This window comes from Streptomyces sp. NBC_00989, from assembly GCF_045162655.1.
GTDB lineage: Bacteria > Actinomycetota > Actinomycetes > Streptomycetales > Streptomycetaceae > Streptomyces.
The window spans coordinates 6515833-6540427 of the sequence record NZ_CP108728.1; the positions used below are offsets into that span (position 1 = coordinate 6515833).

Below are 24595 nucleotides of genomic sequence, written 5' to 3' on the forward strand. Positions count from 1 at the left end.
AGGGAAGTGCCATGGACGCCAGCTTCACCGCAGAGCAGGACGAGATCCGCCGTACCCTCCGCGAACTGCTCCAGAAGAGGTGCGGTTCCCCCGAGTTGCGCGCAGCCGTCGACACCCCCGCCGGACACGACCCGGCCCTCTGGACCGCCCTCGCCCGGCAACTCGGCCTGCCCGGACTCGCCCTCCCCGAGGCCTACGGCGGTGTCGGCTGCTCGGCGACCGAACTCGCCCTCGCGGCAGAGGAGACGGGCCGTTTCCTCGCCCCCTCCCCGCTCCTTGCCACCGCAGTGCTCGCCGCCCCCCTCGTCCTCGCCCTCGGCACCGAGCCCCAGCGCGCCCGGCTGCTGCCCCGCATCGCCGCCGGTTCCCTGACCGCCGCCCTCGCCGTACCCGGCACCGCCCTCACCACCGCCCTCACCCTCACCGGCCCCAACGGCGGGGAATGGGCGGGGGGCGGGCGTGCGGGCGGGGTGCAGGCCAGGCAGGCCGGAGACTCCGGGTGGCGGTTGTACGGGCAGGTCGCACAGGTTCTCGACGGGCACAGCGCGGAGTTGCTGCTTGTCGCCGCCCATGCCGGGGGCTTCGCCCGGTCGCGGACGCTGCTGTTCCTGGTGGCGGGGGATGCCGCCGGGCTCGTGCGCGTACGGCAGACCGCTCTTGACGCGACCCGGCCGCAGGCGCGGCTCGAACTACGGGACGTGGAGGCCGAGTTGCTCGGCGCCGACGACAGTCCGCACGTCCTGCGGGAACTCTCCGCCACCGGCGACACCGTCGCCGCCGCGCTCGCCGCCGAAGCCGTCGGAGCCGCCGACCGGGCCCTGGAGCGGACCGTCCAACACGTCAAGCAGCGGGAGCAGTTCGGGCGGGCGATCGGGTCGTTCCAGGCGGTGAAGCACCGGTTGGCCGATGTGTATGTGCAGGTGCAGGCCGCCAAGTCCGCTGCCTATTACGCCGCTTGGGCAACCGGCAACGGGGAGCAGCGGGTCGGTGGGCTCGCGCTGGCCCAGGCGCTGGAGGCCCTGCGGACCGCCGCCGCCGAGGGGATCCAGCTGCACGGCGGGATCGGGTTCACCTGGGAGCACGAGGCCCATCTCTACTTCAAGCGTGCCGCCGGGGACGAGCTGCTGTTCGGGCCGGTGCACCGGCTGCGGGCGTACGCCGCCGAGGGCGCGCGCCTCTTCGAGAGCCACGAGGTGACGGTGTGATCGGTGTCCGGCTGGTGCAGAAGGTGTCCTCGACCCCCGGGTTCGCGCGCATCGCCCCGCACGTCATCCCCGCCCTCGACCGGGCCGTGCACCGGCTCACGCGCGGGAAGGTGCTGCTGAGCGCCCAGATGCTGCCGGGGGTGGTGCTGACCTCCACCGGTGCGCGGAGCGGGCAGCCGCGTCAAAGTCCGCTCGCCTGTATGCCAGAAGAGGGCGGCTGGGTGCTCGTCGGGTCCAACTTCGGCCGTGCCGGTCATCCCGCCTGGACGCACAACCTGCTCGCCCATCCCGATGCCGAGATCAGCTGGAAGGGTGCCGGGATCCCGGTCACCGCACGGCTGTTGGAGGGGGCGGAGCGGGCGGAGGTGTGGAAGACGGCGCTGGAGTTCTGGCCGCCGTACGCGACGTATCAGGCGCGGGTGGAGCGGGAGATCAGACTGTTCCGGATCACACGCAGGGCAGGCGGTGGTCCACCGGAGTGAACCACCGCCCGCGAGACAGGACTTGGGACCTGAGAAGTCAGCGCCTGGGAAGCAGGAGCTCCTACTTCGTCGGCTTCCTGCCGGTCACGCCCAGGTGGACCAACAGCGCCAGGTTCGGCTTGAGTTCAGCCTGCTTGACGCCCCACGTCTGGAAACCCTTCTGGTGCGAGGCGACGGCCGCGAGCATCGCGACCAGTGAACCGGCGACCGCCGCCGGGTTCACGTCCTTGTCGACCTTGCCCTTGGACTGCAACTCGGCGACCGCGTCCGAGAGGGAGTTGTTCACGGAGTTCAGGATCTTCATCCGGATCTTGTAGAACCGTTTGTCTCCCTCGGCGGCTCCGAGGTCGACGACCCTGAGGATCGCGTCGTTCCTGCGCCAGAACTCCAGGAAACCGTCCACGAGTTCCTGGGAGGTCTGCCAACCCGCCTTGCCGACCCATGAACGGCCGGCGAGCAGTTCGGTCAACTGACCGCCCTCCGTGGCCATTTGCTCGGCGATCTCCAGGACGGCGCCTTCGACGTCCGGGAAGTACTGGTAGAAGGTCGCGGGCGAAGTACCCGCCTTCCGGGCGACATCGATGACTTTGACGTCCCGGTAAGGGGAGGAGCTGAGCATCTCGCTTAGGCAGTCGAGCAGCTTCTGCCGGGTCGCCTGCCCACGCCGGCCGGCCACGCGGCCGTCGACGGTACGCACTTGTCCTGTCATGCCGTCAGCTTACCGAGGGGTGATCGGAGCGCGATTCGGCCGACTGCAAATGGGGTGCACGAGGGTCCAGAGGGTGGTGTGCCTGGTCTGCGGGGTGCGTGCGGCGCCGTTACTTTGACGGTATGGCCGAAAACAGGGCATCCGCGTACGGAGAGGGCGTCCCCTGCTGGGTGGACGCACAGCTTCCGGACCTGGCTGCGGGCAGGCGGTTCTACGGTGAGCTCTTCGGGTGGACCTTCGAGGAGGCGTACGGCGGCTCCGTATGGGCCCGCAAGGACGGCGAGGCCGTCGCGGCGCTCGCCCACAAGGCGGACGGGCGGATGCCGACCGTGTGGACGGTGTACTTCGCGACGCCGGACGTGGTGCGGCTGACCGGGCGGATCCGGGCGGCCGGCGGGCAGGTGGTGATGGCGCCGGTTTCCTTGGGGGAACTGGGCACGGCCGTCCTCGCCGCCGACCCGGAGGGTGCCGTCTTCGGCCTGTGGCAGGCCGCCCGGCACCCCGGTTTCGGCACCCGGCACAAGCCCGGCACCTTCGGCTGGGCCGAGCTGTACGCCCGCGACACGGAGACCGCGAACACTTTCTACGGCGGACTTTTCACAGACGCCCTCTTCGGACCGGAGGCCGCTCCCGACTTCGGGCGGGCGCCCGTCTCCGACGTCTTCCCGGTCGAGATGCCGCCGCACTTCCTCGTGCACTTCCGGGTCGAGGACATCGAGCCTGTTCTGGGGGCTGTGCACCGGCTCGGCGGGCGGGTGCAGGTCCCGCCCTTCGAGACGTCGTACGGGAAAGTGGCGGTCGTCACGGACAATCAAGGGGCGTCGTTCGCGCTGCTGCAACGCTGACACCTGGATGTTTGTCCGGAGATATGGCGAGACACCCCGATTAGTCGCCGGGTTCGCAACCTGTGGCCCGGCCAGGAAGAATCAGGGTGAGCGCCGTCATGGCGGTGCGGTGGTGAGACGCTGCACGGGGTCGCGTACATATGTGGGTGGCGTGGCCCGTACGGGGAGGTGGCAGGCAAGTGGTGGATCAGCTGACGCAGCACGATCCGCGGCGGATCGGGCCGTTCGAGGTGCTGGGACGGCTGGGCGCGGGCGGCATGGGGCTGGTCTATCTCGCGCGCTCGGCGTCCGGCCGGCGGGTGGCGATCAAGACCGTGCGCACGGAACTCGCCGAGGACCAGCTGTTCCGGGTCCGCTTCACGCGCGAGGTCGAGGCGGCGAGGGCCGTCTCCGGCTTCTACACGGCTGCCGTGGTCGACGCCGATCCGCGGGCCGCCGTGCCCTGGCTGGCCACCGCGTACGTGCCCGCGCCCTCCCTCGAAGAGATAGTGAACGAGTGCGGGCCGATGCCGGCCCAGGCGGTGCGCTGGCTCGCGGCGGGGGTCGCGGAGGCGCTCCAGTCCATCCACGGGGCGGGTCTCGTCCACCGTGACCTCAAACCGTCCAACGTGCTCGTGGTCGAGGACGGGCCGCGGGTCATCGACTTCGGTATCGCCTCGGGTGTGTCGAACACGCGTTTGACGATGACGAACGTGGCGGTGGGAACCCCCGCTTACATGTCTCCCGAGCAGGCGAAGGACTCCCGCAGCGTCACCGGCGCGAGCGACGTGTTCTCGCTCGGCTCGATGCTCGTCTTCGCCGCCACCGGACACCCTCCGTTCCACGGCGCCAACCCGGTCGAGACCGTCTTCATGCTGCTGCGCGAGGGCCCCGACCTCCAGGGCCTCCCGGACGAACTGCGCCCGCTCATCGAGTCCTGCATGCAGATGGAGGCCACCGGCCGGCCCAACCCGGCCGACCTCCAGGCCCAGCTCGCCCCGCACCTCTTCGGCTCCGGCTCGGACGACAGCGGTACGGCCTCGGCCTGGCTGCCCGAGCGCGCGGTGACCCTGATCGAGACGCGGCGCGGCGGACGCCCGCCCGTGAAACCGACGCCCACCGCCGGCCGCAGCGGCGGTGGCGGGCGCGTTCCCGTACCGCCCCCGCCCTCCCACGACCCCGTCGTACCCGTCCCGGTCCCGGCCGGCGCCCCCGACACCGGGCCCGTACGGCTGGCCGGCGCCCCGGTGCCGATCGGCCCCGGCCCCCGGGTCGCCGACGCCCGCGCCGCCGCGGTGAAGGCACCCCCTCCGGAGGCCGGCCTGGTCGCCTCCTGGTCCCGGCCCCGTCCCGGCGTCAACGGCGCCGACCCCGCCGCCGTCCCCGCGCCCCCCGCGCTGCCGCCGGAAACGGCCTCCGGCTGGCGCCCCTGGCGGTTCCGTATGTCGAACGACGTCTGGGGCACCCCGACCGTCGCCGGCGACCTCGTCTACGTCACCTCCTTCGAGGTGCACGCCCTGGACGTCGCGACCGGCCGCCGGTCCTTCAAGACCCGGGACGTCGCCTGGTCGATGGCGGTCGCGGACGGCCGTATCCACGCCTCGGACGGCCCCACCCTCTTCGCCCTGGACGCCCGCGAGGGCGGCGACCTGTGGCGGCTGTCCACCGACGCCTGGGTGTACTCCCTCAAGGCCGACCGCGGCACCGTCGTCACCGGCACGCGCGGCGGCGGAGTACAGGCCTGGGAGGCGTCCAGCGGGCAGAAGCTCTGGCAGCTGACCGGCGCGCAGACCGACTTCGAGTCCCCGGAGGCGGGCCCCGCGCTGCACGACGGCACCGTGTACGTCTGGCAGGACGCCCGGCTGCGCGCCCTGGACGCCCGGACGGGCGACGAGCGCTGGTCGTACCCGATCGGCGACGCGGCCTCCTGCGGGGGAGTCCCCGTACGGATCACCGCGGCGCCCGACGGCCAGGTGTACGTCTCCGCCGGCACTCGCGTCCTCTCCGTCGACGTCGCGAGCGGCCGCGTCCGCTGGCACTTCGAGGCACCGGCCGTCTTCCTCTGCCCGCCCACCTTCGCCCCCGGCCCGGCGGTCACGGGCGGCGGCATCTACCTCGCCGACTACCTCGGCACGGTCTACGCCCTCGACGCCGCCGACGGCCGCGACCGCTGGCGCATCGCGACGGAATCGCGGGCGTCGATCGAACCGGTCCTCGTCGCCGCGGGCCACGTCCACGTCGGCAGCGGCAAGGGGCTCTACACGCTCGACGCGGTCACCGGTACACCCAAGTGGCGCTTCCAGGCCGGCGGCGACATCGTGGGCACCCCTGCGGTCGCCGAGGGCCGTATCCACTTCGGCTCCACCGACCACCTCCTCTACACCCTCAAGTCCGACGACGGCCGCCTCCGTTGGAAGCTCGCCACCGGCGGCGAGATCACCGGGGCACCGGTGGTCAGGGACGGGGTCGTGTACGCGTGCAGCAAGGACCGCTGCGTGTACGCCCTCGACGCGGAGAAGGGCACGGGGACCGCAAGGACCGCGTGAGCGAAGCCGGTTGGTCCCGGTAGGTACCATGATCGGATGCAAACGCGGGGGCGCAGGCTCAAACTCACGGCGGTACTGGCACTGACGGTTCTCACCCTCACCGGCTTCTCCACCGGACGGCACCACAGCAGCAGCCGCCACGGTCACGGGAGCGGCGGGGGAGGGGGCGGGTGCAGCAGCTCCAGCCAGGACCACGACACGTCGACATCATCGGGCGGTTCGTCCGGGGGCAGTTCGTACACTCACCGGCCCAACTACCGCTCTACTCCCACGGCGACCTCGTCCGCCACCGCCCGGCCTCTGAAGGACGGCACCGCGGTGCTCAAGCGGTGCGCGAGCGTTGCCGACCCGTACACGACTGTCGAGGTCAGGAACCCGAACGGGCGCGAGGCGCTCTTCACCGTGAAGGTCGCGTACAAGGACAGGACCGGGTTCACCATGGCCGACGCCAGCAGCCAGGTGTCGGTGCCGGCAAACGGCAAGGCGACCCTCCGGATGGCCGCCGCCAGTACGGGGGCCCTGGACCGGCTCGATCACTGCGAGGTCGACCGCCTTGCCACCGCGCTGAGTTGACCCTCACCGGGTCCGGAAGCCGCCGTTCTTCCGGTCGGCGAACAACTCCGCCTGCCGTTCGGCCGGGAGATTGCCAAGGGCGATCAACGGCGGCGCCTGCGCATACGCCTGCGCCCGCGCCGCCTCCTTCGCCGACCACAACGCCCGCACGGTCCCCTGGACGCCCTCCGTCGGATACCCGGCGATGACGGTCGCACAGGCCACGGCGGCCTCCAACGCCCGCCCGGGCTCCGTGAGTTCGGAGACGAGCCCGAGCTCGTGGGCCCGCCGCGCGGAGATCCGTTCCGCCGTCCCCATGAGCATCATCCGCGCGACCTCGCCGTACGGCATCCGGTGCGCCATCAGCACCGACTCGTACGCGCTGACCATGCCGTACGTGGTGTGCGGGTCGAAGAACACGGCGGTCGGGTCGGCGACGACGAACTCGCTCTCGCCCAGGAGGTAGAAGGCCCCGCCGCAGGCCATCCCGCGCACGGCGGAGATCACCGGCTTCCACAGGTCGTTGGCCTTCGGGCCGATGTCGAGCAGCGGATCGTCCTGCATGTAGGGCGAGTTGGGCTGTGGGACGACCGCGTCCCGGTCGAGGCCGGTGCAGAAGGCGCGCTCCCCGGCGCCGGTGAGGACGACGGCCCGTACGGAGTCGTCGAACCGCAACTCCCGCCATACGGCGGCCAGTTCGGCGGCCGTGGTGAGGTCGATGGCGTTGAGCTTGTGCGGCCGGTCGAGGGTGACGACGGCGACGCCGGTGTCCTTGTCGACGGAGACGTTCAGCGTCATGACCGCTCCAGAACCCACTGCGGAAGCCCGGCCTCGTCGAACACGACCTGCACCCGCGCCCCGATCCGGATCCGGCCGGGGGCGAGGGAGTTGATCGCGGCCCCGGCCTCGCTGACGAGGTTGCCGACCAGCCGGATCCGCGGGGCGTCGACCAGCTCGACGACGATCACGTTGTACGGCGCGACGGCCGCGTAGTCGGGGAGGAGCGGGGGGTGGGGGAAGACGTACGACCACACCCGCCCGCGCCCGCTCACCTGCCGCCACTCGCTCGCGAAGGACTGGCAGTGGGGGCAGCAGGGGCGGGGCGGGAAGCGGGGTTCGGCGCAGTCGGCGCAGGTCTGGACGCGGAGTTCGCCGTCGCGGGCGTACTGCCAGAAGGGGGCGCCGTCGTCGTCGGTGAGCGGAGTGAGCATGGCGGTCGACTCCTCATTTCACTTCGTGAGCAGCAGGGCGGAGGTGGGGACGCCCTCGCCCGCCGTCACCAGGCAGGTGGCGGCGTCCGGGACCTGGGCGGTGCTGGTGCCGCGCAACTGCCGTACGCCCTCGTTGATCAGGTTGAAGCCGTGGACGTACGCCTCGGAGAGCCCGCCGCCGCCGGTGTTCAGGGGCAGTTGACCGCCGATCTCCAGAGCACCCCCCTCCGTGAAGGCGCCGCCTTCGCCGCGCCCGCAGAAGCCGTAGCCCTCCAGGGAGAGCGGGACGAGGGCGGTGAACGCGTCGTAGATCTGGGCGACGTCGACGTCCTGCGGGGTGAAGTCGGCGTGTTTCCACAGGTGTCGGGCGGCGGTCCAGGCGGGGCCGGTGAGGGGGTCGTCGTTCCAGTAGTTGACCATGCCGTGGTGCTGGGCGGGGAGGCCCTGGGCGGCGGAGTGGACATAGACGGGTCGGCGCCGGCAGTCGCGGGCGCGCTCGCGGGAGACGACCACGCAGGCCAACGCCCCGTCCGTTTCCAGGCAGTTGTCGAAGAGGCAGAGGGGTTCGCTGATCCAGCGGGAGGTCATGTACATCTCGCGGGTGAGGGGGCGGTCGTACATGATCGCGGCGGGGTTCTGGTTGGCCCTGTTCCGGCAGGCGAGGGCGACGTTGAACAGGTGATCCCGGGTGGCGCCGTACTCGTACATGTAGCGGCGGGTGAGCATGGCTATCTCGTCGGCCGGCCGGAGGAGGCCGAAGGGGCGGGTCCACTGGGCGGGGGTGGGGAGTTGGCGGGTCGTGTTGGTCCAGGGTCTCGCCCCGCTGCCGCGCTTCCGGGACCGCCAGGCCACGCCGACCGTCGCCTGACCGGCGGCGATGGCGGTGGCGAGGTGGGCGACCGTGGCGCATGAACCCCCGCCCCCGTACCCGATCTTGCTGAAGAAGGTCAGGTCCCCGAAGCCGACCGCCTTCGCCAGCTCGACCTCGTCGGTCTCCTCCATCGTGTAGGAGGCGAGGGCGTCGACCTCGCCGGGGGGGATCCCCGCGTCGTCGAGGGCGGCGAGTACGGCACGACATGCCAAGGTCCGCTCGTCCTCGGGGAGTTGCTTGGCGAAGGAGGTCTGTCCGATGCCGACGATCGCGGTCGCGTCCTTCAGTCCGGCCATGTTTCTGTGCACCTCCGCGTGACACCGGGGCTGCTGACAGGGCGTCAGGCTACAGCTAATCTGACGGGTAGTCAGCTATTGGGTTTGGGGAGGCCGTTCATGCGCGGAGACGTGGAGTGGGGCACCATCCCGGGCCTGGTGCGCTCGGCCGCGGAACGGTACGCGGACGCCGAGGCGGTGGTGGAGGGCCGGACACGGATCTCCTACGCCGAGTTGGGCGCCCGGGTGGAGCGCGCGGCGGCCGCCTGTGTCGCCGCCGGGATCGAGGCCGGCGACCGGGTGGGCATCTGGGCGCCGAACTCGACGGACTGGATCGTCTCGGCGCTCGGCGCGGTGTCGGCGGGCGCGGTGCTGGTGCCGTTGAACACGCGTTTCAAGGGGAGCGAGGCCGCGTATGTGCTGCGCAGCAGCGGGGCGCGGCTGCTGTTCGTGACCGGGACGTTCCTGGGGACGTCGTACGTGGCGTCGCTGCGGCGCGCGGCGGGGGAGGGGGCCGGGGACGGTCCCCTGCCCGGACTCCCCGCGCTGGAGCAGGTGGTGGTGCTCGCGGACGACGCGCCCGCCGACTTCCGCACCTGGAAGGACTTCCTGGCCGGCGGGGAGGGGGTGGGTACGGCGGAAGTGCGGGAACGGGAGCGGGAGTTGGACGGTTCGACGGTCTCGGACATCATCTTCACGTCCGGTACGACGGGCCGCCCGAAGGGCGCGGTGATCACCCACGCGCAGACGCTGCGGGCGTACGAGGTCTGGAGCGACCTGGCGGGGTTGCGGCAGGGCGACCGCTACCTGATCGTGAACCCCTTCTTCCACACCTTCGGCTACAAGGCGGGCGTGATCGCCTGTCTGATGCGGGGCGCGACGATGATCCCGCAGTCGGTGTTCAACGTGGACACGGTGCTGGCGAACATCGCGGCGGAACGGGTGTCGGTCCTCCCTGGCCCGCCCACTCTCCACCAGTCCCTCCTCGACCACCCGGCCCGCGACGCGCACGACCTCTCGGCGCTGCGGCTCGTGGTCACGGGCGCGGCGGTGGTGCCGTTGCGGCTGGTGGAGCGGTTGCGGGGCGAGCTGGGAGTGGGGACGGTGTTGACCGCGTACGGCCTCTCGGAGGCCAGCGGCATCGTGACGATGTGCCGGCGCGGGGACGATCCGGCGGTGATCGCGTCGACGTCGGGGCGGGCGATCCCGGGGACCGAGGTGCGGGTGGCGGCGCCGCTCGGCACCCCGGGCGAGGTGCTGGTCCGCGGCTTCAACGTCATGCGGGGCTACTACGAGGACCCGGCGGCCACGGCGGAGGTGCTCGGCGAGGACGGCTGGCTGCGCACGGGAGACGTCGGCGTGCTGGACGAGGAGGGCGATCTCCGGATCACCGACCGGATCAAGGACATGTTCATCGTCGGCGGCTTCAACGCGTACCCGGCGGAGATAGAGCAGCTCCTCGGCGTCCATCCCGATGTGGCGGACGTGGCGGTGATCGGCGTACCGGACGCGCGGCTCGGCGAGGTCGGCAAGGCGTACGTCGTACGGCGGCCGCACGTGACGCTGACCGGCGACGACCTGATCGCCTGGGCGCGGCGGGAGATGGCGAACTACAAGGTGCCGCGGCTGGTGGAGTTCGTGGGGGAGCTGCCTCGGAACGCCAGCGGCAAGGTGGTCAAGGGGGAGCTGCGGGGGCGGTGAGGGACCCCCGGACCGGGTCCCGGACACACGTCGGCCGCGACGGCTCCCCCTGGGCCGTCGCGGCCGGTCCCCCGTGCGGTGCGGTCGGTCAGACCGGCTCGCCCGTGGCGTGGACGTTGTCGGTCGACGCGTCGGTGCCCTCGTCGAGCACCGCGGTGATCGGCTGACCCGTCGCGTGGACGTTCTTCACCGTGACGGGCTCGATCGTGGCGTGCACGTTGTCCGCGGTCACGGCGGTCGGCTCGTCCGTGGCGTGGACGTTGTCAGTGCTGTTGTCGTCGCTCATCTCACTGGCTCCCCTGTTACGTGCGGTGATTGGGCGGGATCCGCCCGGCAACTCCCCCGAGAACTGCCGGACGGATCCTCACGGCCGGTTCACCATAGATGCCCGGCCACCTGCCGTTCCGTCTGCCCCCCGACGCGACGGCCCGACACAGCTGAGAGTGTCTGACCGCGATAAACGAACGATGAACGCCCCTGTGGCGGGGGCGGATCCGTCGGCGTCAGGCGGCGGCCGTCGGCGTCAGCAGGCCCCTGACCTCGTCCGCCTCGGGCGCTCCCAGCGACTCGAAGAGGTCGAGGGCCTCGCGCCAGCACACCTGGGCGCGACCGGGCTGCCCGATGCCGTTCAGGCCGCGGCCCAGCACGGTGAGCACGTTGCCCCGCCGCCACTCGCCGCCGATCCCGCGCAACAGCGTCAGGGCCGCCTCGGCGTTGACCGCGGCCTGGGCGGGCCGGCGGGCCGCCAGGTCGAGTTCGGCGAGCCGGAACAGGGTCATGCCCTCCCACAGGCGCTGCCGGCTGTCCCGGAACACCTGGAGCGCCTGGTTGAGGCACTCCGTCGCCTCGGACAGCTGGCCGCTCTGCGTGAGCGCGAGACCCAGCGCGTACCGGCCGTTGGCGCCCCGCAGGTCGTGCCCCATGTCGTCGTACATCGCCGTGCCCTGCTGGGCCAGCGCCACCGCGCTCGCCGTGCGTGAGGTGGCCAGGTGGATGCGCGAGAGGTTGCACAGGGCGCTCGCCTCGCCGGGGCGGTCCCCGAGGGCGCGGAAGCTCTCGATGGCCCGGGCGAAGTGGGCGGCGCCCTCCTCGTGCCGGTTCTGGTAGAGCGCGACCACACCGCTGATGTTGGAGGACCAGCAGCCGGTGAGCGGATCGTCGGCCCGCGTGGCCAACTCCGTCGCCTGCTCGGCCTCTTGGAGCGCCACGTCGAACCGGGAGCCGGAGATGTGGTGCACGAAGGCCAGCAGCGTCAGCGCCCGCGCCTCCGTGTGAGGATCCGCGGCCTCGCGCGCCGTGTTGCGCAGCAGCTCGGCGACGGCCTCGTACTCCTTGGAGTTGGTACCCGACTCGGCCAGGTCGACGGCCGCCCACAGGACGTCCACGGCCCGCCGGAGCGTTCCCGCCCGCGCTGCCTGCCGGACACACGCCAGCAGCGACACCGCCTCGGCGTACAGCCAGTCCTGGGCCGTGTGCCGGTCCGAGAACACGAGCCCCGGGTACTCGGTGCGCTCCAGGTGGTCCACCAGCCGGTCGCCGGGCCGTTCGATGAGGTAGACGCCCGACACGGTGGCCAGGTAGAAGTCCAGCAACCGCGAGAGCGCGGCGGCCGGTTCACTCGGCGGCCACTCGTCCCGCTCCGCACACGCACGCGCGTAGAGCCGCACCAGATCGTGGTACCGGTAGCGGCCCGGAGCCGCCGATTCGACGAGCGACGTGTCGACGAGGGACTCCAGCACGTCCTCCGTCTCCTCCGCCGGGAGGTCGAGTACGGCCGCTGCCGCCGCCAGCGAGATGTCCGGGCCGTCGGCCAGCCCCAGCAGCCGGAACGCCCGCTTCTGCGCCGGCTCCAACTGGCCGTAGCCCAGCTCGAACGTGGCCTTCACGGCCAGGTCGCCGGCCTGGAGCTCGTCCAGCCGCCGCCGCTCGTCGGCGAGTTTGGCGGCGAGGACGGAGACCGTCCACGTACGGCGGGCCGCGAGGCGCGATGCGGCGATGCGGATCGCCAGCGGCAGGAAGCCGCACGCGGCGACCACGTCGAGGGCGGACTCCCGTTCGGCGGCGACCCGTTCGGCGCCCACGATCTTCGTGAAGAGCTGGAGGGCCTCCTCGGGGGACATCACATCGAGGTCGACGAGATGCGCTCCGGCCAGGTCCACCATCCGTACCCGGGAGGTGACCAGCGCCGCGCAGCCCTCCATGCCGGGGAGGAGGGGGCGTACCTGGGCCGCGTCCCGGGCGTTGTCCAGCAGCACCAGCACCCGGCGGCCGTCCAGCGCCGACCGGTACAGCGCCGACCGCTCCTCCAGGGAGTCGGGTATCGCGGAGTCCGGGGTGCCCAACGCCCGCAGGAACGCGCCCAGTACGGTCTCCGGCTCGGCGGCGCGGGAGCCCGCGCCCTGGAGGTCGACGTACAACTGGCCGTCGGGGAAGGTGGACCGGGCCTGGTGGGCCACGTGGACGGCGAGGGTCGTCTTGCCGACGCCGCCGATTCCCGCCAGTGCCGACACCGCCATCACGCGGCCCTCGGCGGAGGCCAGGACGTCGCTCAGCTCGGACACGAAGGACACGCGCCCGGTGAAGTCCGGGACCGTCGCCGGGAGTTGGTGGGGGCGGACCGGTGCCGTCACGGTCTCCGCCGCCGGTGCGGAGGGCTCCGCGAGGCCCGGGTCGGCCTGGAGGATGCGGTTCTGGAGTTCGCGCAGGCCGGGGCGCGGATCCACGCCCAGCTCGTCGGCGAGCAGACGCCGGGTGTCCGCGTACACGGCCAGGGCTTCCGCCTGCCGGCCGGAGCGGTACAGCGCGAGCATCAGCAGTTCGCGGAGGCGTTCGCGGAGCGGGTGGGCCGCGGTGAGGGCGGTGAGTTCGCTGACCGCCTCCGCGTGGCAGCCCTGCTCCAGGTCCATGTCGAGGCGGGATTCGAGGAGTTGGAGCCGCCACTCCTCCAGGCGGACGCGCTGGGCCTCCGCGTAGGGCCCCGGGAGTCCGGCCAGCGGCTCGCCGTCCCACAGGGCCAGCGCCCGGCCCAGCAGGTCCCGCGCATGGCACAGGTCACCCGCCGACTTCGCCTTCTCCGCCTCGTTCGCCAGGTCGTGGACCTCGGCCACGTCCAACGCGCCCTCGGGCAGCCCCCGTACGGCGTACCCGCCCGACTCGCTGACCAGGACCCCGGCGTCCAGCGACTTCCGCAGCCGGGACGCGTACGTCCGCACCGCGGCCAGCGCCTGCGACGGAGGGTCGTCACCCCACAGGGCGTCGATCAGCTCACCGGCGGTCGCCGTCCGGCCCTCGCGCAGCAACAGCGCGGCCAGCAGGGCGCGTTGCTGGGGAGAGCCCGTGGGCAGCGAAACGGGGCCCCGCCAGGCACGTACCGGACCGAGCACGCTGAAGCGCAGCGCGGTCGACTCCTCCGAGCCGGAATCGGGGCGCCGCTGCTCCGGTACCCGCGGTCCACCGTCCATCGCCGTTCCCCCTAGGCAAGCCTGTTAGCTACGACAGTTTGCCTTGTTCGCGGCGGATGCGTCAGCTCTCGGTGGCACCGCTCACAGGTGGCCGCGCGGGATATCACAAGCCCCTCACATTGCCTACGCACAGATCCGCACACAACCGAGCACCCCGAACCCGGATCCAGCTAGCTGACGGGTCGTCAGATCGGCGCTACCGTGAGCGCCATGGACACCCAGGACACCGCCCCTACGCCCCTTCCGCCGATCATCTCCGTCGACGACCACACCGTGGAGCCCGCCGACGTCTGGCAGCACCGGCTGCCCAAGAAGTACCTGGACACCGGCCCCCGCGTGGTCCGCGCGCCACTGAAGGAAATGACCTTCCTCGGCGGCCGGTTCAAGCCCGTCATGGGCGAGCCCGGCGACGACGGACCCATCGGCGACTGGTGGGTCTACGAGGATCTGCACCGCCCCCTCACCCGCCTCGACACCGCCGTCGGCTACAGCAGGGACGAGATCAAACTCGAAGTCATCACTTACGAGCAGATGCGTCCCGGCTCCTACGACGTCCCGGCCCGGCTCGCCGACATGGACGTCAACCACGTCCAGTCCGCGCTCTGTTTCCCCACCTTCCCGCGCTTCTGCGGCCAGACCTTCACCGAGGCCGCCGACCGCGAACTCGGGCTGCTCTGCGTGCGCGCCTACAACGACTGGATGGTGGACGAGTGGTGCGGCCCGGACGCGCAAGGCCGCCTGATACCACTCCCCCTCATCCCTTTGTGGGACCCGGAGTTGGCCGCCGCCGAGGTCCGCCGCAACGCCGCCCGCGGCGCCCGTGCCGTCGCCTTCTCCGAGATACCCCCGCACCTCGGCCTGCCCTCCATCCACACCGACGACTGGGACCCGTTCCTCCAGGCCTGCGCCGAGACGCAGACGGTCATCGCCATGCACATCGGCTCCAGCAGCCGGATGCCCTCCACGTCGGCGGACGCGCCGCCCGCCGTCGGCTCGACGATCACCTTCGCCAACTGCTGCTATTCCATGGTGGATTGGCTGATGAGCGGCAAGTTCGAACGCTTCCCGGACCTCAAGGTCATGTACGCCGAGGGCCAGATCGGCTGGATCCCCTACATCCTGGAGCGCGCCGACGTGGTCTGGGAGGAGAACCGCGCCTGGGGCGGCGTCGCCGACAAGGTCCACCGCCCGCCGTCCGAACTCTTCACCGAGCACGTCTACGGCTGCTTCTTCGACGACGCGTTCGGCCTGAAGAACCTCGACTCGATCGGCGTCGGGAACGTCCTCTACGAGACCGACTACCCCCACTCCGACTCCACCTGGCCCAAGTCCCGCGAGGTCGGCGAGGCACAGATGGGCCACCTGGCACCGGACGTGGTCGAACGGATCGTACGAGGCAACGCGATCGAACTGCTGGGCCTGACGCCCGAAGGTCTGTGGGAAGGCCCCAAGTGAGCGGCGTCGCCTACGGGTTGCAGCTGCCCGTCCAGTCGCAGAGCACCATCTACGCCGAGCCCTGGGAGGCCGACGCCGGCCCCGCCGACCTCGTCGAGATCGCCCGGGCCGCCGACCGGGCGGGCTTCGACTACATCGCGGGCTGCGACCACGTCGGCGTCCCGCGCCGCCTCGCCACCGCCATGAGCACCATCTGGTACGACCCCGTCGCCACCCTCTCCTACCTCGCGGGCGTCACCGGACGCGTCCGGCTGCTGAGCCATGTCGCCGTCGTGGGCCTGCGGCACCCGCTGCTCTCCGCCAAGCAGTACGCCACCCTCGACCACCTCAGCGGGGGCCGGCTGATCCTCGGGGTCGGCGCCGGGCACGTACAGGAGGAGTTCGAGGCGCTGGGCGTCGACTTCGAGCGGCGCGGGGCCGTCCTCGACGAGTCGATCGACGCGTTGCGTGCCTCCCTCGGACCGGACGAATTCCCGGAGCACCACGGCAAGTTGTACGACTTCGAGGGGCTCGGGCAGCGGCCACGCCCCGCGCAGGAGCACGTCCCCCTCTGGGTCGGCGGGTCGTCCCCCGCCGCCGTACGCCGGGCCGCGCTCAAGGCGGACGGCTGGCTGCCGCAGGGCGACCCGCGCGACAAGCTGCCCGCGCAGATCGAGCGGATCCGGCGACTGCGCGAAGAGGCCGCTGTGGAAGGGCCGTTCGTGTTCGGGGCCATCACCGAGCCGCTGTACGTCGGAGAACCGGGATGGGAGGTCGGGCGCCGCACGCTCACCGGGGCGCCCGAGGCCCTCGCCGAGTCCCTCCGTGCCTACGGGGAGATGGGCGTGGACCAGATCCAGGTGCGGTTCCGCTGCCGTGACCGGAACGAACTCACCGACCAGATAAGCGAGTTCGGGACCGAGGTGGGGCCCCTGCTCTGAACACCCCTCTGGTCACAACCTGTTTGAACACGGTCACGCCGCGCCGCGTATGTACGGACGTACGGACGTCATGGCTCCGGCGGAAGGACCCCCGAAGTGCGATCCTCCGAGCGACTCGTAGTAGCCCTGGCCTCCGCCGGGGTCATCTGGCCGCACGAGGACTGGCCACCCCCGGACGATCCGTACGTGGACCGGGTGGTGCGTGTCTCCCCGCCCTACCACGGGCTGGGAGAGACCACGGCGGACGTCGTCGTGCTGCACTGCGAGGACCCGGCCGTGTCCTTTCCGGGGCTGCTGGACGTTCTGCGCACCCGGAGTGTCCCGGCGGTCGTGGTCAGTCCGCGCCGGGACACCGAAGCGGTGGTCGAGGTGTTCCGGGCCGGGGCGGGCTATCTGGTCGAGGGCGACCACTGCCCCGCGATGATGTCCTCGGCGATGGTGGCGGCCACCGTCGGGCACACCTACCTCTCTCCGTCGGCATGCGACGCCCTGCGGGAGGGGGCCCGGCGGATGGCGGCGACCGACGACGCGATGCACCGGCTGCGCGGCCTGCTCTCGCCGCGCGAGCAGCAGATCATGGAGCTGCTGTCGACCGGCCTGGGCGCACGGCAGATCGGGCAGCGACTACGGCTGAGCGAGAAGACCGTCCGCAACAACCTCAGCAACATCTACGCCAAGCTGGACGCCAGGAGCGGCACGGACGCGGTTCTGCGCTGGCTGGGAACCACGCCCGTACTTCGCACCTGAGAACCTGAGAAGCCGGCGGAACCGGGGATCAGGGTGCAGGGATCTCCGTCAGCGGTATTTCCACATCGGTGACATTGGCGCCGCCCTGACCGAATCCGGCCTCCTCCGACTGAAGGGCCTTCGTGGAGTTCGGGACGGCGTCGGCCGCGGTGGTCTCGCATTTCACGTTCCGCAGCCAAAGGCGCCCGTCGGGCGTTCCGTTGTTCAGGATCTGCGGATAGAAGACGTGCACGGTCGCCGCGCCCTCGCTCGGCGCGAAGAACACCGTCTGGCCGTCCTGTGCCTCCTTGTACGTGGCCTTCAGGAATCCGCTCACATCGGTACGCTTGGCGGACCACATGTAGAAGGCGGTGCTGTCCGCCTGCACGGTGTCCGTCCGGCTGAACGCCAGCGTGGTCGTCTTGTCGTCACGGGTGATGTTGATGGTCGACGTGCTGAATTCCAGGCCGACTTCGAAGAGCGAGCTGCCGAGTTTCGTGCCGGCATCCGTGACGGTTCCCTCCTCCACCTGAAGGGTTCTCGTCACCGATGTGCTCACGTTGAAGGTCTTCGTCGCGGTGCTCGTGGAACCGCAGTTGTCGGACACCGGGGAGACGCGTTCGTTGGGCCCGAGGCTGTTCGCCTTGAACTGCACGTCCACGAACTCGCAGTCGGCCAGCTTGTCGGAGTCCGCGGCGCAGTCGGCGCTCACTTCGGAGGGGGTGGCGGCGTTCGCCTGGTTCATCAGCGGGACGATCACCGCGAGCGCCGCCACGGGGGCCAGGGCCAGGGTGATGCGCTTCTTCTTGCTCCGGTGGCTTCTGGTGCGGCCGGTCCGGGTCATGGGTGTCTCCCGTGAGGTGAAGTGGGGGTGAGCGTGCAGGTCAAGTGGGGTTGAACCGGGGTCACTCGGTGATCGGCGGGAGGGCTCAGCAGTCCTCCAGGACCGCCTTGGAGGTGCCGTCCACGACACCGGGGGCGCCCGCGGCACCCGGCAGGATCACGGGCCCCTCGACGACGTCCGGTGCCACGAAGTTCTGCTCGGGAGAAGGGTTCACGGCGAAGCTGCCGGGATCGGCGTCGATACGCACCCGCCACTCGCCGGTCATGCGCTGCAACTTCGGCGTGAACTCCATGTGGAGCACCTTGCCGACCGGCACGTCCCGCGCCTCCGTGTCACCGGCCGTCGCCGACTTCACGGTCATGTCGAGGGTGCCCTCGTGCTTGGCCCAGGAGCCGCTCAGGAATCCGAACAGGCCACCGCCGCCGCCCTGTTGGGTGGATACGTACTTTCCCTGTCCCTGGGCCGCGGTCGACGACCAGGTGATGGAGACCTTGGCCGGATCGGTGGCGTTCGGCTCGCAGTTCGGGAAGTCGATGGACGCCTTCTCGGTGGGTCCGTCGAAGGTCTCGAAATTCGTCTCGACGAAATCGCAGTTGTCGGCCTGGAAACCGTCCGCGAAGGCGCCGCCGAAATCCTCCACGGTCCGCTGGTCGCCATTGACCACCGCGGACCTCTCGCACATGGTCATGATCTGGTCCGGCGTCTTCGCCTCGGCCGCGTTCGCCGACGGCAGCATGGCGACGACCACCCCGCCGGTGGCGAGTGCCGCGCCGATCGCCACATACCTGACTTTCCTGTTGCGCAATCTCCGCTTTGCCATGACAGGCATTGTTGGAGCCAAGCCGAGGTATGGCCAGGGTCAAATATCCCTACTCCGCGGTCACTTCAAGTGTGCTTGTGCAAGGACTCTCCCTCGCGCGAGGAGTCCTCCCGCCCCATCTGACGCTTCGTCAGATACGGCGCTACGATGCCCGGCATCCACCGATTCCGAGGAGGCCCGCATGGGCAAGCTGGACGGACGTGTCGTTCTGGTCACCGGAGCGGCGCGTGGGCAGGGGGAGCAGGAGGCGCGGCTGTTCGCGGCCGAGGGCGCGAAAGTCGTCGTAGCCGATGTGCTGGACGAGCAAGGGGAGGCGCTGGCCAAGGAGTTGGGCACGTCCGCGTCCTACGTCCATCTCGATGTCGGCGAGGAGGCGGACTGGAGTGCCGCCGTGGGGGCCGCCAAGGAGACGTACGGGCGGATCGACGGGCTGGTCAACAACGCGGGGATCCTGCGGTTCAACTCCCTTGTGGACACGCCCCTTGAGGAGTTCATGCAGGTCGTGCGGGTGAACCAGGTCGGCTGCTTCCTCGGGATCAAGACCGTGGCGGCGGCGATGGAGGACGGCGGCACGATCGTCAACACGGCCTCGTACACGGCGGTGACGGGGATGGCGGCCGTCGGCACGTACGCGGCCACCAAGCACGCCATCCTCGGGCTCACCCGGGTCGCCGCGCTGGAGCTGGCCGACCGGCGGATCCGGGTCAACGCGATGTGCCCGGGCGCGATCGACACGGCGATGTCCAACCCGGCCCAGCTGGACCCGGGCGCGGACGTCGAGGAGATGTCCCGGGCCCTCGACGAGCTGTACCGCAAGCTCGTGCCGCTCGGCCGGATCGGGCAGCCGGCGGAGGTCGCCCGCCTCGCGCTCTTCCTGAGCTGTGACGACTCGTCCTACATCACCGGGCAGCCGTTCGTGATCGACGGGGGCTGGCTGGCCGGGGTCTCCGTCTTCTGAGCGCGCGGCTGCCGTATCTGACCGTACGTCAGCTCTTGACCATCCATGCGGCCGGTGCCACAGTCGGCGGCAGATCGTGAATCTGACGAAGCGTCAGAAACTATTGGGGACGGTGAACCTCCTTGGAATTCGGGCTCTTTGTACAGGGATACGTGGGCAAGCGTGCCGAGACTGACCCGCTGGCCGAGCACAAGGCGCTGATGGAGGAGACCGAGTACGTCATCCAGGCGGACAAGTCCGGCTTCAAGTACGCCTGGGCGTCCGAGCACCACTTCCTGGAGGAGTACTCGCACCTCTCGGCCAACGACGTCTACCTCGGCTACCTCGCCCACGCCACCGAACGCATCCACCTCGGGTCGGGCATCTTCAACCCCCTCGCCCAGGTCAACCACCCGGTGAAGGTCGCCGAGAAGGTCGCGATGCTCGACCATCTCTCCAACAACCGCTTCGAGTTCGGGAGCGGGCGGGGTGCCGGTTCGCACGAGATCCTCGGGTTCATACCGGGGGTGACCGACATGAACTACACCAAGGAGATCTGGGAAGAGACCATCGCCGAGTTCCCCAAGATGTGGCTCCAGGACGAGTACGTCGGCTTCCAGGGCAAGCACTGGCAGCTGCCGCCGCGCAAGATCCTCCCCAAGCCGTACGGGAAGGCGCATCCCGCGATGTGGTACGCCGCCGGGTCGCCCCCCTCGTACGCCATGGCCGCGCGCAAGGGGTTGGGCGTCCTCGGGTTCAGCATCCAGAAGGTGTCCGACATGGAGTGGGTGCTGGAGCAGTACAAGACGGCGATCGTCAACGCCGAGCCGGTGGGCGCCTTCGTCAACGACAACGTGATGGTGACGACGACGGCGATCTGTGCGCCTACGCACGACGAGGCGATCCGGATCGCTTGCAGCGGCGGGCTGCACTATCTGCCCTCGCTGGTGTTCCGGTACCACGACACGTTCCCCCGGCCCGAGGGGTTCCCGGTGTGGCCGGAGACCCTGCCCGAGTACACGCCGGAGTTCGTCGAACTCCTCGTGGAAGAAGAGCTGTTGATCTGTGGGGATCCGGACGAGGTGCTCACCCAGTGCAAGCGGTGGGAGCAGGCCGGGGCGGACCAGTTGAGCTTCGGGTTGCCGGTGGGGGTGCCGAAGGAGGAGACGTTGCAGACGATTCGGTTGATCGGGGAGCAGGTGGTTCCGAAGATCGACACGGATCCTGTGCACCGGACGACTCGGTTCCGTCAAGCGGCTTGATCTTCGTTGCGGGGTGCGGGTGCGTTGTGGCTGGTCGCGCTCACGCGGCGGAGCCGCAAATCGACACAGCCCCGCGCCCCTAGGTAGGTATGCGTCACGTATCTCAAGGAGTCACCCCGTGTTCGATCACGTCATCAAGGGTGCGTCCGTCGTGGACGGGACGGGCGCACCCGCGTACATCGCCGACGTCGGTATACGTGACGGTCGTATCGCCGCGATCGGCACGATCACCGAGGAGGCCCGTACCGTCGAGGACGCGCACGGCCTCGTCCTCGCCCCGGGGTTCGTGGACCCCCACACGCACTACGACGCTCAGCTCTTCTGGGACCCGTATGCGACGCCCTCGCTCAATCATGGGGTGACTACCGTCGCCGCCGGGAACTGTGGGTTCACCCTCGCGCCCCTGAAGCCGGAGGACGCCGACTACACGCGCCGGATGATGTCCAAGGTCGAGGGGATGTCGCTGGTCGCGCTGGAGGAGGGGACGCCCTGGAGCTGGCGTGGCTTCGGGGAGTATCTGGACGCGCTCGAAGGGCGGATCGCCGTCAACGCCGGGTTCATGGTGGGGCACTGTGCCCTGCGCCGGTACGTGATGGGGCCGGATGCCGTGGGTGGACAGCCGAGTGAGGAGCAACTCGCCGAGATCGTCAGGCTGTTGCACGCGGCCATGGACGCGGGCGCCTGGGGTTTCTCCACCACCCAGTCCTCCACCCACTCGGACGGCGACGGGCAGCCGGTCGCCTCCCGGCATGCGTCCCCCGCCGAACTCATCGCGCTTTCCAAGGCCGTCGGGGAGCACGAGGGGACGCAGATCGAGGCGATCGTCGCCGGGTGTCTGGATCAGTTCAGTGACGCGGAGATCGATCTGTTCGTCGAGATGAGCGCGGTGGCGGGGCGGCCGTTGAACTGGAACGTGCTGACCATCGACGCCGCCGTGCCTGAGCGCGTGCCCCGGCAGCTGTTCGCGAGTGAGCGGGCGCGGAAGGCGGGTGGGCGTGTTGTCGCGCTGACCATGCCGATCCTCACGCCGATGAACATGTCCCTCGGCACCTTCTGCGCGCTGAACCTGATACCCGGGTGGGGACCGATCCTGAGCCTGCCCGTGCCCGAGCGGATCGCCAAGCTGCGGGAGCCGGACGTACGCGCCGAGATGCTGCGGAACGCCAACAGCAAGGAGGCCGGGGTCTTCCGGCGGCTCGCGAACTTCGGGCGGTATGTGATCGGCGATACGTACAGTGACGCCAACGAGGGGCTGACCGGGCGGGTCGTCAAGGACATCGCCGCCGAGCGTGGCCAGGAGCCCTTTGAGTGCCTGGTCGAGATCTGTGCGGCTGACCAACTCCGCACGGTCCTATGGCCGATGCCCTCCGACAACGACCCCGCCTCCTGGGCGCTGCGCGCCGAGACCTGGCAGCACGACGACGTGTTGCTCGGTGGGTCCGACGCCGGGGCGCATCTGGACCGGATGTGCGGGGCGCCGTACACGACCCGGTTCATCGGGGACTGTCTGCGCGGGCGGAAGCTGGTGGGGCTGGAGCAGGCGGTGAAGATGCTGACCGATGATCCGGCGCGGCTGTTCGGGCTGCGGGAGCGGGGGCAGTTGCGGGAGGGGTGGCATGCGGATCTGGTGCTCTTCGACCCGGAACGGATCGACGCCGGCAAGGCCACCCTGGTGCACGACCTGCCGGGCGACAGTCCGCGCCTGGACTCCAAGGCGATCGGGATACGGGCCGTGTGGGTCAACGGAGTCGAGGCCCTCCGGGACGACGTGGTGAGCGGGTCCGTGCCGGGGCGGGTGCTGCGGTCGGGGCGGGACACCAGGACGGTGAGCACCAGGTGAGTTCCGAAGTCGGTTCTCCGGGCGGTTCCGCCGTCGGTTCCCAAGTGGCCGATGGGCAGCGGTTGTTCGTCGGAGGGGAGTGGGTCGAGCCCGACGGTGGGCATTACGCCGTGGTCGATCCGGCCACCGAGGAGACCGTGGGGTGGGCGCCTGAAGCCTCGCGGGAGCAGGTGTTCGCCGCTGCCGCCGCGGCCCGGGAGGCGTTCGGGGCGTGGTCGCGTACGCCGGCCGAGGAGCGCGCGGCGATTCTCGGGCGGGCGGCGGACATCATCCGTGGCGGGCTCGTGTCGTACGCCGAACTCGCCCAGGCGGAGACCGGCGCCACGACCGGGACCGCGCGAGGCATGCAAGTGGGCGTGGCCGCCGCCCGGTTCCGGCGGTACGCGACCGTGGAGCCGGCCGAGTGGGCGATCGCGCCGCAGGTCAACGAAGCGGGCCCGTTCGGGCGCGCGGCCGTCATGGGCGCGCTCGCCGTACGGCAGCCGGTCGGTGTCGTCACGTGCATCACGTCGTACAACAACCCGTGGGCGAACCCCGCCGGGAAGATCGCGCCCGCCCTCGCCATGGGCAACACGGTCGTCGTGAAACCGGCGCCGCAGGACCCGCTGTCCGTCTACCGGATGGCGGAGGCGCTGGAGACGGCCGGGGTGCCGCGCGGGGTCGTGAACGTCGTCAACGGGCAGTCCGTGGCGGTCGGTGAGGCGGCGGTCGAGTCCGACGACGTCGACATGGTCAGCTTCACCGGCTCCACGGCCGTCGGGCAGCGGATCGCCGAGGTGTGCGGGCGGGGGATGAAGCGGCAGTTGATGGAACTGGGCGGGAAGGGCGCGGCTGTCGTCTTCGACGACGCGGATCTCGCATCCGCCGTGTCCGGGATCGGTACGACCTTCTCCTTCTACAGCGGGCAGATCTGTACGGCGCCCACGCGGGTGCTGGCGCAGCGCGGTGTGTACGAGCGGCTGGTCGAGCAACTCGCCGGATACGCGCGGGCGTTGAAGGTCGGCGACCCGCGCTCGCCGGACACGGTCGTCGGGCCGGTGATCTCGGCGGCACACCGGGAGCGCGTCGAGTCGTACGTCGAACTGGGCCGGAAGGAAGGGGCGGTGGTGGTCGCGGGTGGCGAACGGCCGTCCGGCGGACCGGGGTTCCTCGTCGCGCCCACCGTTCTTGCCGACTGCGGCGCCGAGATGCGGGTCGTCCGTGAGGAGATCTTCGGGCCGGTCGTCGTGGTCGTCCCCTTCGACGACGAGGAGGAAGGGGTCGCCCTCGCCAACGACAGCGACTACGGCCTCATCGACTACGTGTGGTCGGGGGACGTGGCCCGGGCGTTCCGGGTGGCACGGCTGCTGCGGGCCGGCGGGGTGGGCGTGAACACCGTGGGACGCAACATGGAGGCGCCGTTCGGGGGGTTCAAGAAGAGCGGGGTCGGGCGGGACGTCGGGTCGTACGCGCTGCACGCGTACAGCGAGGTGCAGGCGATCGTGTGGCCGGGGTGACGTCCTTCGGGCCGGTTACTGGTACCAGTCGTCGCCCTCGGATGTGAGCGATCGGCCGACGTAGTCCCGCAGGTCCCGGGCCACCCACCGGCGGCTGTCGTCCTCGTGCTCCCATACGAAGACGTCGGGCCGCCCGTCGGGGACGCGCACGAACGCGAACTGGTCGCCGCCGCCGTTGTCACCGAAGAACAGCAGCGGCTCGAACGGCATGTAGAGGCCGGCGAACGTCGGGTCCGACCAGAAGTGCAGGTTGTCCGTGACGATCCGTTCCAGGGGCCAGACGGTGGCGAGTCCGTACGGGCCGCGGATGCCGTCCGTCTCCTGGAGCAGGTCCGCGAGCGCGGCCGGGAGCCGCCGTCCGAGCCGCCGCTCCGCCGCGCGGAGGGCCGACGTGTCGACCGGGACGTCGAACTCGGTCTCCGGGCAGGCCTGTTGGGCGGTGTCTCTCCACATGCGTG

General features: G+C 70.6%; 22 protein-coding genes. 13 read left to right on the plus strand and 9 right to left on the minus strand.

The genetic code is table 11. From position 1 onward, the window contains the following. Window positions 1-11 precede the first annotated feature (11 nt). The gene (locus OG714_RS29010) at window positions 12-1205 is read left to right on the plus strand and encodes an acyl-CoA dehydrogenase family protein (protein WP_406125331.1); all 1194 of its coding nucleotides are present in this window, start codon (window positions 12-14) and stop codon (window positions 1203-1205) included. Next, on the plus strand, window positions 1202-1687 hold the full coding sequence (locus OG714_RS29015) for a nitroreductase/quinone reductase family protein (protein ID WP_406125333.1): 486 nt from the start codon (window positions 1202-1204) through the stop codon (window positions 1685-1687). The genes OG714_RS29010 and OG714_RS29015 overlap by 4 nt, the downstream gene beginning before the upstream one ends. Window positions 1688-1748: 61 nt before the next feature. On the opposite strand, the gene OG714_RS29020 is transcribed toward OG714_RS29015, so the two are convergent. Next, window positions 1749-2384 carry a TetR family transcriptional regulator gene (locus tag OG714_RS29020; protein WP_406131993.1) on the minus strand — a complete coding sequence of 212 codons (636 nt, stop codon included), beginning with the start codon at window positions 2382-2384 and terminating at the stop codon, window positions 1749-1751. A 134-nt stretch (window positions 2385-2518) separates the two neighbouring features. Between OG714_RS29020 and OG714_RS29025 the strand changes: the two genes are divergently transcribed. The 3 genes from OG714_RS29025 to OG714_RS29035 all read left to right on the plus strand — a co-directional run bounded on the left by OG714_RS29025 (window position 2519) and on the right by OG714_RS29035 (window position 6339). After that, window positions 2519-3241 (plus strand): VOC family protein, encoded by a 723-nt coding sequence (locus OG714_RS29025; protein ID WP_406125335.1) that lies wholly within the window; start codon window positions 2519-2521, stop codon window positions 3239-3241. 179 nt (window positions 3242-3420) lie between these two features. Further along, window positions 3421-5766, plus strand: coding sequence for a PQQ-binding-like beta-propeller repeat protein (locus tag OG714_RS29030; RefSeq protein WP_406125337.1), 2346 nt, complete (start codon window positions 3421-3423; stop codon window positions 5764-5766). A gap of 36 nt (window positions 5767-5802) precedes the next feature. Continuing rightward, on the plus strand, window positions 5803-6339 hold the full coding sequence (locus tag OG714_RS29035) for a hypothetical protein (protein WP_406125339.1): 537 nt from the start codon (window positions 5803-5805) through the stop codon (window positions 6337-6339). A 3-nt stretch (window positions 6340-6342) separates the two neighbouring features. Here the strand turns inward: OG714_RS29035 and OG714_RS29040 are convergent, their stop codons facing one another. From OG714_RS29040 to OG714_RS29050, 3 genes are read right to left on the minus strand one after another with little or no spacing between them, the layout of a single operon-like run. Continuing rightward, window positions 6343-7116 (minus strand): enoyl-CoA hydratase/isomerase family protein, encoded by a 774-nt coding sequence (locus OG714_RS29040; RefSeq protein ID WP_406125341.1) that lies wholly within the window; start codon window positions 7114-7116, stop codon window positions 6343-6345. Beyond that, window positions 7113-7529: a Zn-ribbon domain-containing OB-fold protein gene (locus OG714_RS29045; RefSeq protein ID WP_406125343.1), complete on the minus strand. Its 417-nt coding sequence runs from the start codon at window positions 7527-7529 to the stop codon at window positions 7113-7115. The genes OG714_RS29040 and OG714_RS29045 overlap by 4 nt, the downstream gene beginning before the upstream one ends. Window positions 7530-7547: 18 nt before the next feature. Beyond that, entirely contained in the window at window positions 7548-8696 is a 1149-nt protein-coding gene (locus OG714_RS29050) for a lipid-transfer protein (protein ID WP_406125345.1), read from the minus strand. Between the two features lie 99 nt (window positions 8697-8795). On the opposite strand from OG714_RS29050, the gene OG714_RS29055 reads away from it, so the two are divergent. Further along, on the plus strand, window positions 8796-10376 hold the full coding sequence (locus tag OG714_RS29055) for a FadD3 family acyl-CoA ligase (protein WP_406125347.1): 1581 nt from the start codon (window positions 8796-8798) through the stop codon (window positions 10374-10376). A gap of 88 nt (window positions 10377-10464) precedes the next feature. On the opposite strand, the gene OG714_RS29060 is transcribed toward OG714_RS29055, so the two are convergent. Both OG714_RS29060 and OG714_RS29065 read right to left on the minus strand, forming a co-directional pair. Continuing rightward, a complete protein-coding gene (locus tag OG714_RS29060) occupies window positions 10465-10662 on the minus strand; it encodes a hypothetical protein (RefSeq protein WP_406125349.1) in 198 nt (65 codons plus the stop codon). A gap of 217 nt (window positions 10663-10879) precedes the next feature. Then, window positions 10880-13837, minus strand: a complete 2958-nt coding sequence (locus OG714_RS29065; protein WP_406125351.1) for a BTAD domain-containing putative transcriptional regulator — start codon at window positions 13835-13837, stop codon at window positions 10880-10882. A gap of 210 nt (window positions 13838-14047) precedes the next feature. Between OG714_RS29065 and OG714_RS29070 the strand changes: the two genes are divergently transcribed. The 3 genes from OG714_RS29070 (at window position 14048) to OG714_RS29080 (ending at window position 16959) form a co-directional block, all read left to right on the plus strand. Continuing rightward, window positions 14048-15292, plus strand: a complete 1245-nt coding sequence (locus OG714_RS29070; protein WP_406125352.1) for an amidohydrolase family protein — start codon at window positions 14048-14050, stop codon at window positions 15290-15292. Further along, on the plus strand, window positions 15289-16212 hold the full coding sequence (locus OG714_RS29075) for an LLM class F420-dependent oxidoreductase (protein ID WP_406125354.1): 924 nt from the start codon (window positions 15289-15291) through the stop codon (window positions 16210-16212). The genes OG714_RS29070 and OG714_RS29075 overlap by 4 nt, the downstream gene beginning before the upstream one ends. Before the next feature lie 96 nt (window positions 16213-16308). Next, on the plus strand, window positions 16309-16959 hold the full coding sequence (locus tag OG714_RS29080; protein WP_406125356.1) for a response regulator transcription factor: 651 nt from the start codon (window positions 16309-16311) through the stop codon (window positions 16957-16959). 28 nt (window positions 16960-16987) lie between these two features. Here OG714_RS29080 and OG714_RS29085 read toward each other — a convergent pair whose 3' ends face one another. Together OG714_RS29085 and OG714_RS29090 are read right to left on the minus strand one after the other, a co-directional pair. After that, the gene (locus OG714_RS29085) at window positions 16988-17782 is read right to left on the minus strand and encodes a hypothetical protein (RefSeq protein WP_406125358.1); all 795 of its coding nucleotides are present in this window, start codon (window positions 17780-17782) and stop codon (window positions 16988-16990) included. A gap of 85 nt (window positions 17783-17867) precedes the next feature. Then, window positions 17868-18602 (minus strand): hypothetical protein, encoded by a 735-nt coding sequence (locus OG714_RS29090; protein WP_406125360.1) that lies wholly within the window; start codon window positions 18600-18602, stop codon window positions 17868-17870. A gap of 181 nt (window positions 18603-18783) precedes the next feature. On the opposite strand from OG714_RS29090, the gene OG714_RS29095 reads away from it, so the two are divergent. The 4 genes from OG714_RS29095 to OG714_RS29110 all read left to right on the plus strand — a co-directional run bounded on the left by OG714_RS29095 (window position 18784) and on the right by OG714_RS29110 (window position 24137). Then, window positions 18784-19560, plus strand: a complete 777-nt coding sequence (locus OG714_RS29095) for an SDR family NAD(P)-dependent oxidoreductase (protein ID WP_406125361.1) — start codon at window positions 18784-18786, stop codon at window positions 19558-19560. Window positions 19561-19682: 122 nt separating this feature from the next. Continuing rightward, on the plus strand, window positions 19683-20801 hold the full coding sequence (locus OG714_RS29100; RefSeq protein WP_406125363.1) for an LLM class flavin-dependent oxidoreductase: 1119 nt from the start codon (window positions 19683-19685) through the stop codon (window positions 20799-20801). Window positions 20802-20919: 118 nt separating this feature from the next. Next, the gene (locus OG714_RS29105) at window positions 20920-22641 is read left to right on the plus strand and encodes an amidohydrolase family protein (RefSeq protein ID WP_406125365.1); all 1722 of its coding nucleotides are present in this window, start codon (window positions 20920-20922) and stop codon (window positions 22639-22641) included. A 62-nt stretch (window positions 22642-22703) separates the two neighbouring features. Then, window positions 22704-24137, plus strand: a complete 1434-nt coding sequence (locus OG714_RS29110; RefSeq protein WP_406131994.1) for an aldehyde dehydrogenase family protein — start codon at window positions 22704-22706, stop codon at window positions 24135-24137. A gap of 15 nt (window positions 24138-24152) precedes the next feature. Here the strand turns inward: OG714_RS29110 and OG714_RS29115 are convergent, their stop codons facing one another. Beyond that, entirely contained in the window at window positions 24153-24590 is a 438-nt protein-coding gene (locus OG714_RS29115) for an SMI1/KNR4 family protein (protein WP_406125366.1), read from the minus strand. Between the last annotated feature and the right edge of the window lie 5 nt (window positions 24591-24595).

What these genes read in the sequence shown, in the direction of transcription:
- OG714_RS29010 (WP_406125331.1), top strand. Translation starts at nt 12, where the DNA reads ATGGACGCCAGCTTCACCGCAGAGCAGGACGAGATCCGCCGTACCCTC.
- OG714_RS29025 (WP_406125335.1), top strand. Translation starts at nt 2,519, where the DNA reads ATGGCCGAAAACAGGGCATCCGCGTACGGAGAGGGCGTCCCCTGCTGG.
- OG714_RS29035 (WP_406125339.1), top strand. Translation starts at nt 5,803, where the DNA reads ATGCAAACGCGGGGGCGCAGGCTCAAACTCACGGCGGTACTGGCACTG.
- OG714_RS29040 (WP_406125341.1), bottom strand. Translation starts at nt 7,116, where the DNA reads ATGACGCTGAACGTCTCCGTCGACAAGGACACCGGCGTCGCCGTCGTC.
- OG714_RS29045 (WP_406125343.1), bottom strand. Translation starts at nt 7,529, where the DNA reads ATGCTCACTCCGCTCACCGACGACGACGGCGCCCCCTTCTGGCAGTAC.
- OG714_RS29050 (WP_406125345.1), bottom strand. Translation starts at nt 8,696, where the DNA reads ATGGCCGGACTGAAGGACGCGACCGCGATCGTCGGCATCGGACAGACC.
- OG714_RS29055 (WP_406125347.1), top strand. Translation starts at nt 8,796, where the DNA reads ATGCGCGGAGACGTGGAGTGGGGCACCATCCCGGGCCTGGTGCGCTCG.
- OG714_RS29060 (WP_406125349.1), bottom strand. Translation starts at nt 10,662, where the DNA reads ATGAGCGACGACAACAGCACTGACAACGTCCACGCCACGGACGAGCCG.
- OG714_RS29065 (WP_406125351.1), bottom strand. Translation starts at nt 13,837, where the DNA reads ATGGACGGTGGACCGCGGGTACCGGAGCAGCGGCGCCCCGATTCCGGC.
- OG714_RS29070 (WP_406125352.1), top strand. Translation starts at nt 14,048, where the DNA reads ATGGACACCCAGGACACCGCCCCTACGCCCCTTCCGCCGATCATCTCC.
- OG714_RS29085 (WP_406125358.1), bottom strand. Translation starts at nt 17,782, where the DNA reads ATGACCCGGACCGGCCGCACCAGAAGCCACCGGAGCAAGAAGAAGCGC.
- OG714_RS29090 (WP_406125360.1), bottom strand. Translation starts at nt 18,602, where the DNA reads ATGGCAAAGCGGAGATTGCGCAACAGGAAAGTCAGGTATGTGGCGATC.
- OG714_RS29095 (WP_406125361.1), top strand. Translation starts at nt 18,784, where the DNA reads ATGGGCAAGCTGGACGGACGTGTCGTTCTGGTCACCGGAGCGGCGCGT.
- OG714_RS29115 (WP_406125366.1), bottom strand. Translation starts at nt 24,590, where the DNA reads ATGTGGAGAGACACCGCCCAACAGGCCTGCCCGGAGACCGAGTTCGAC.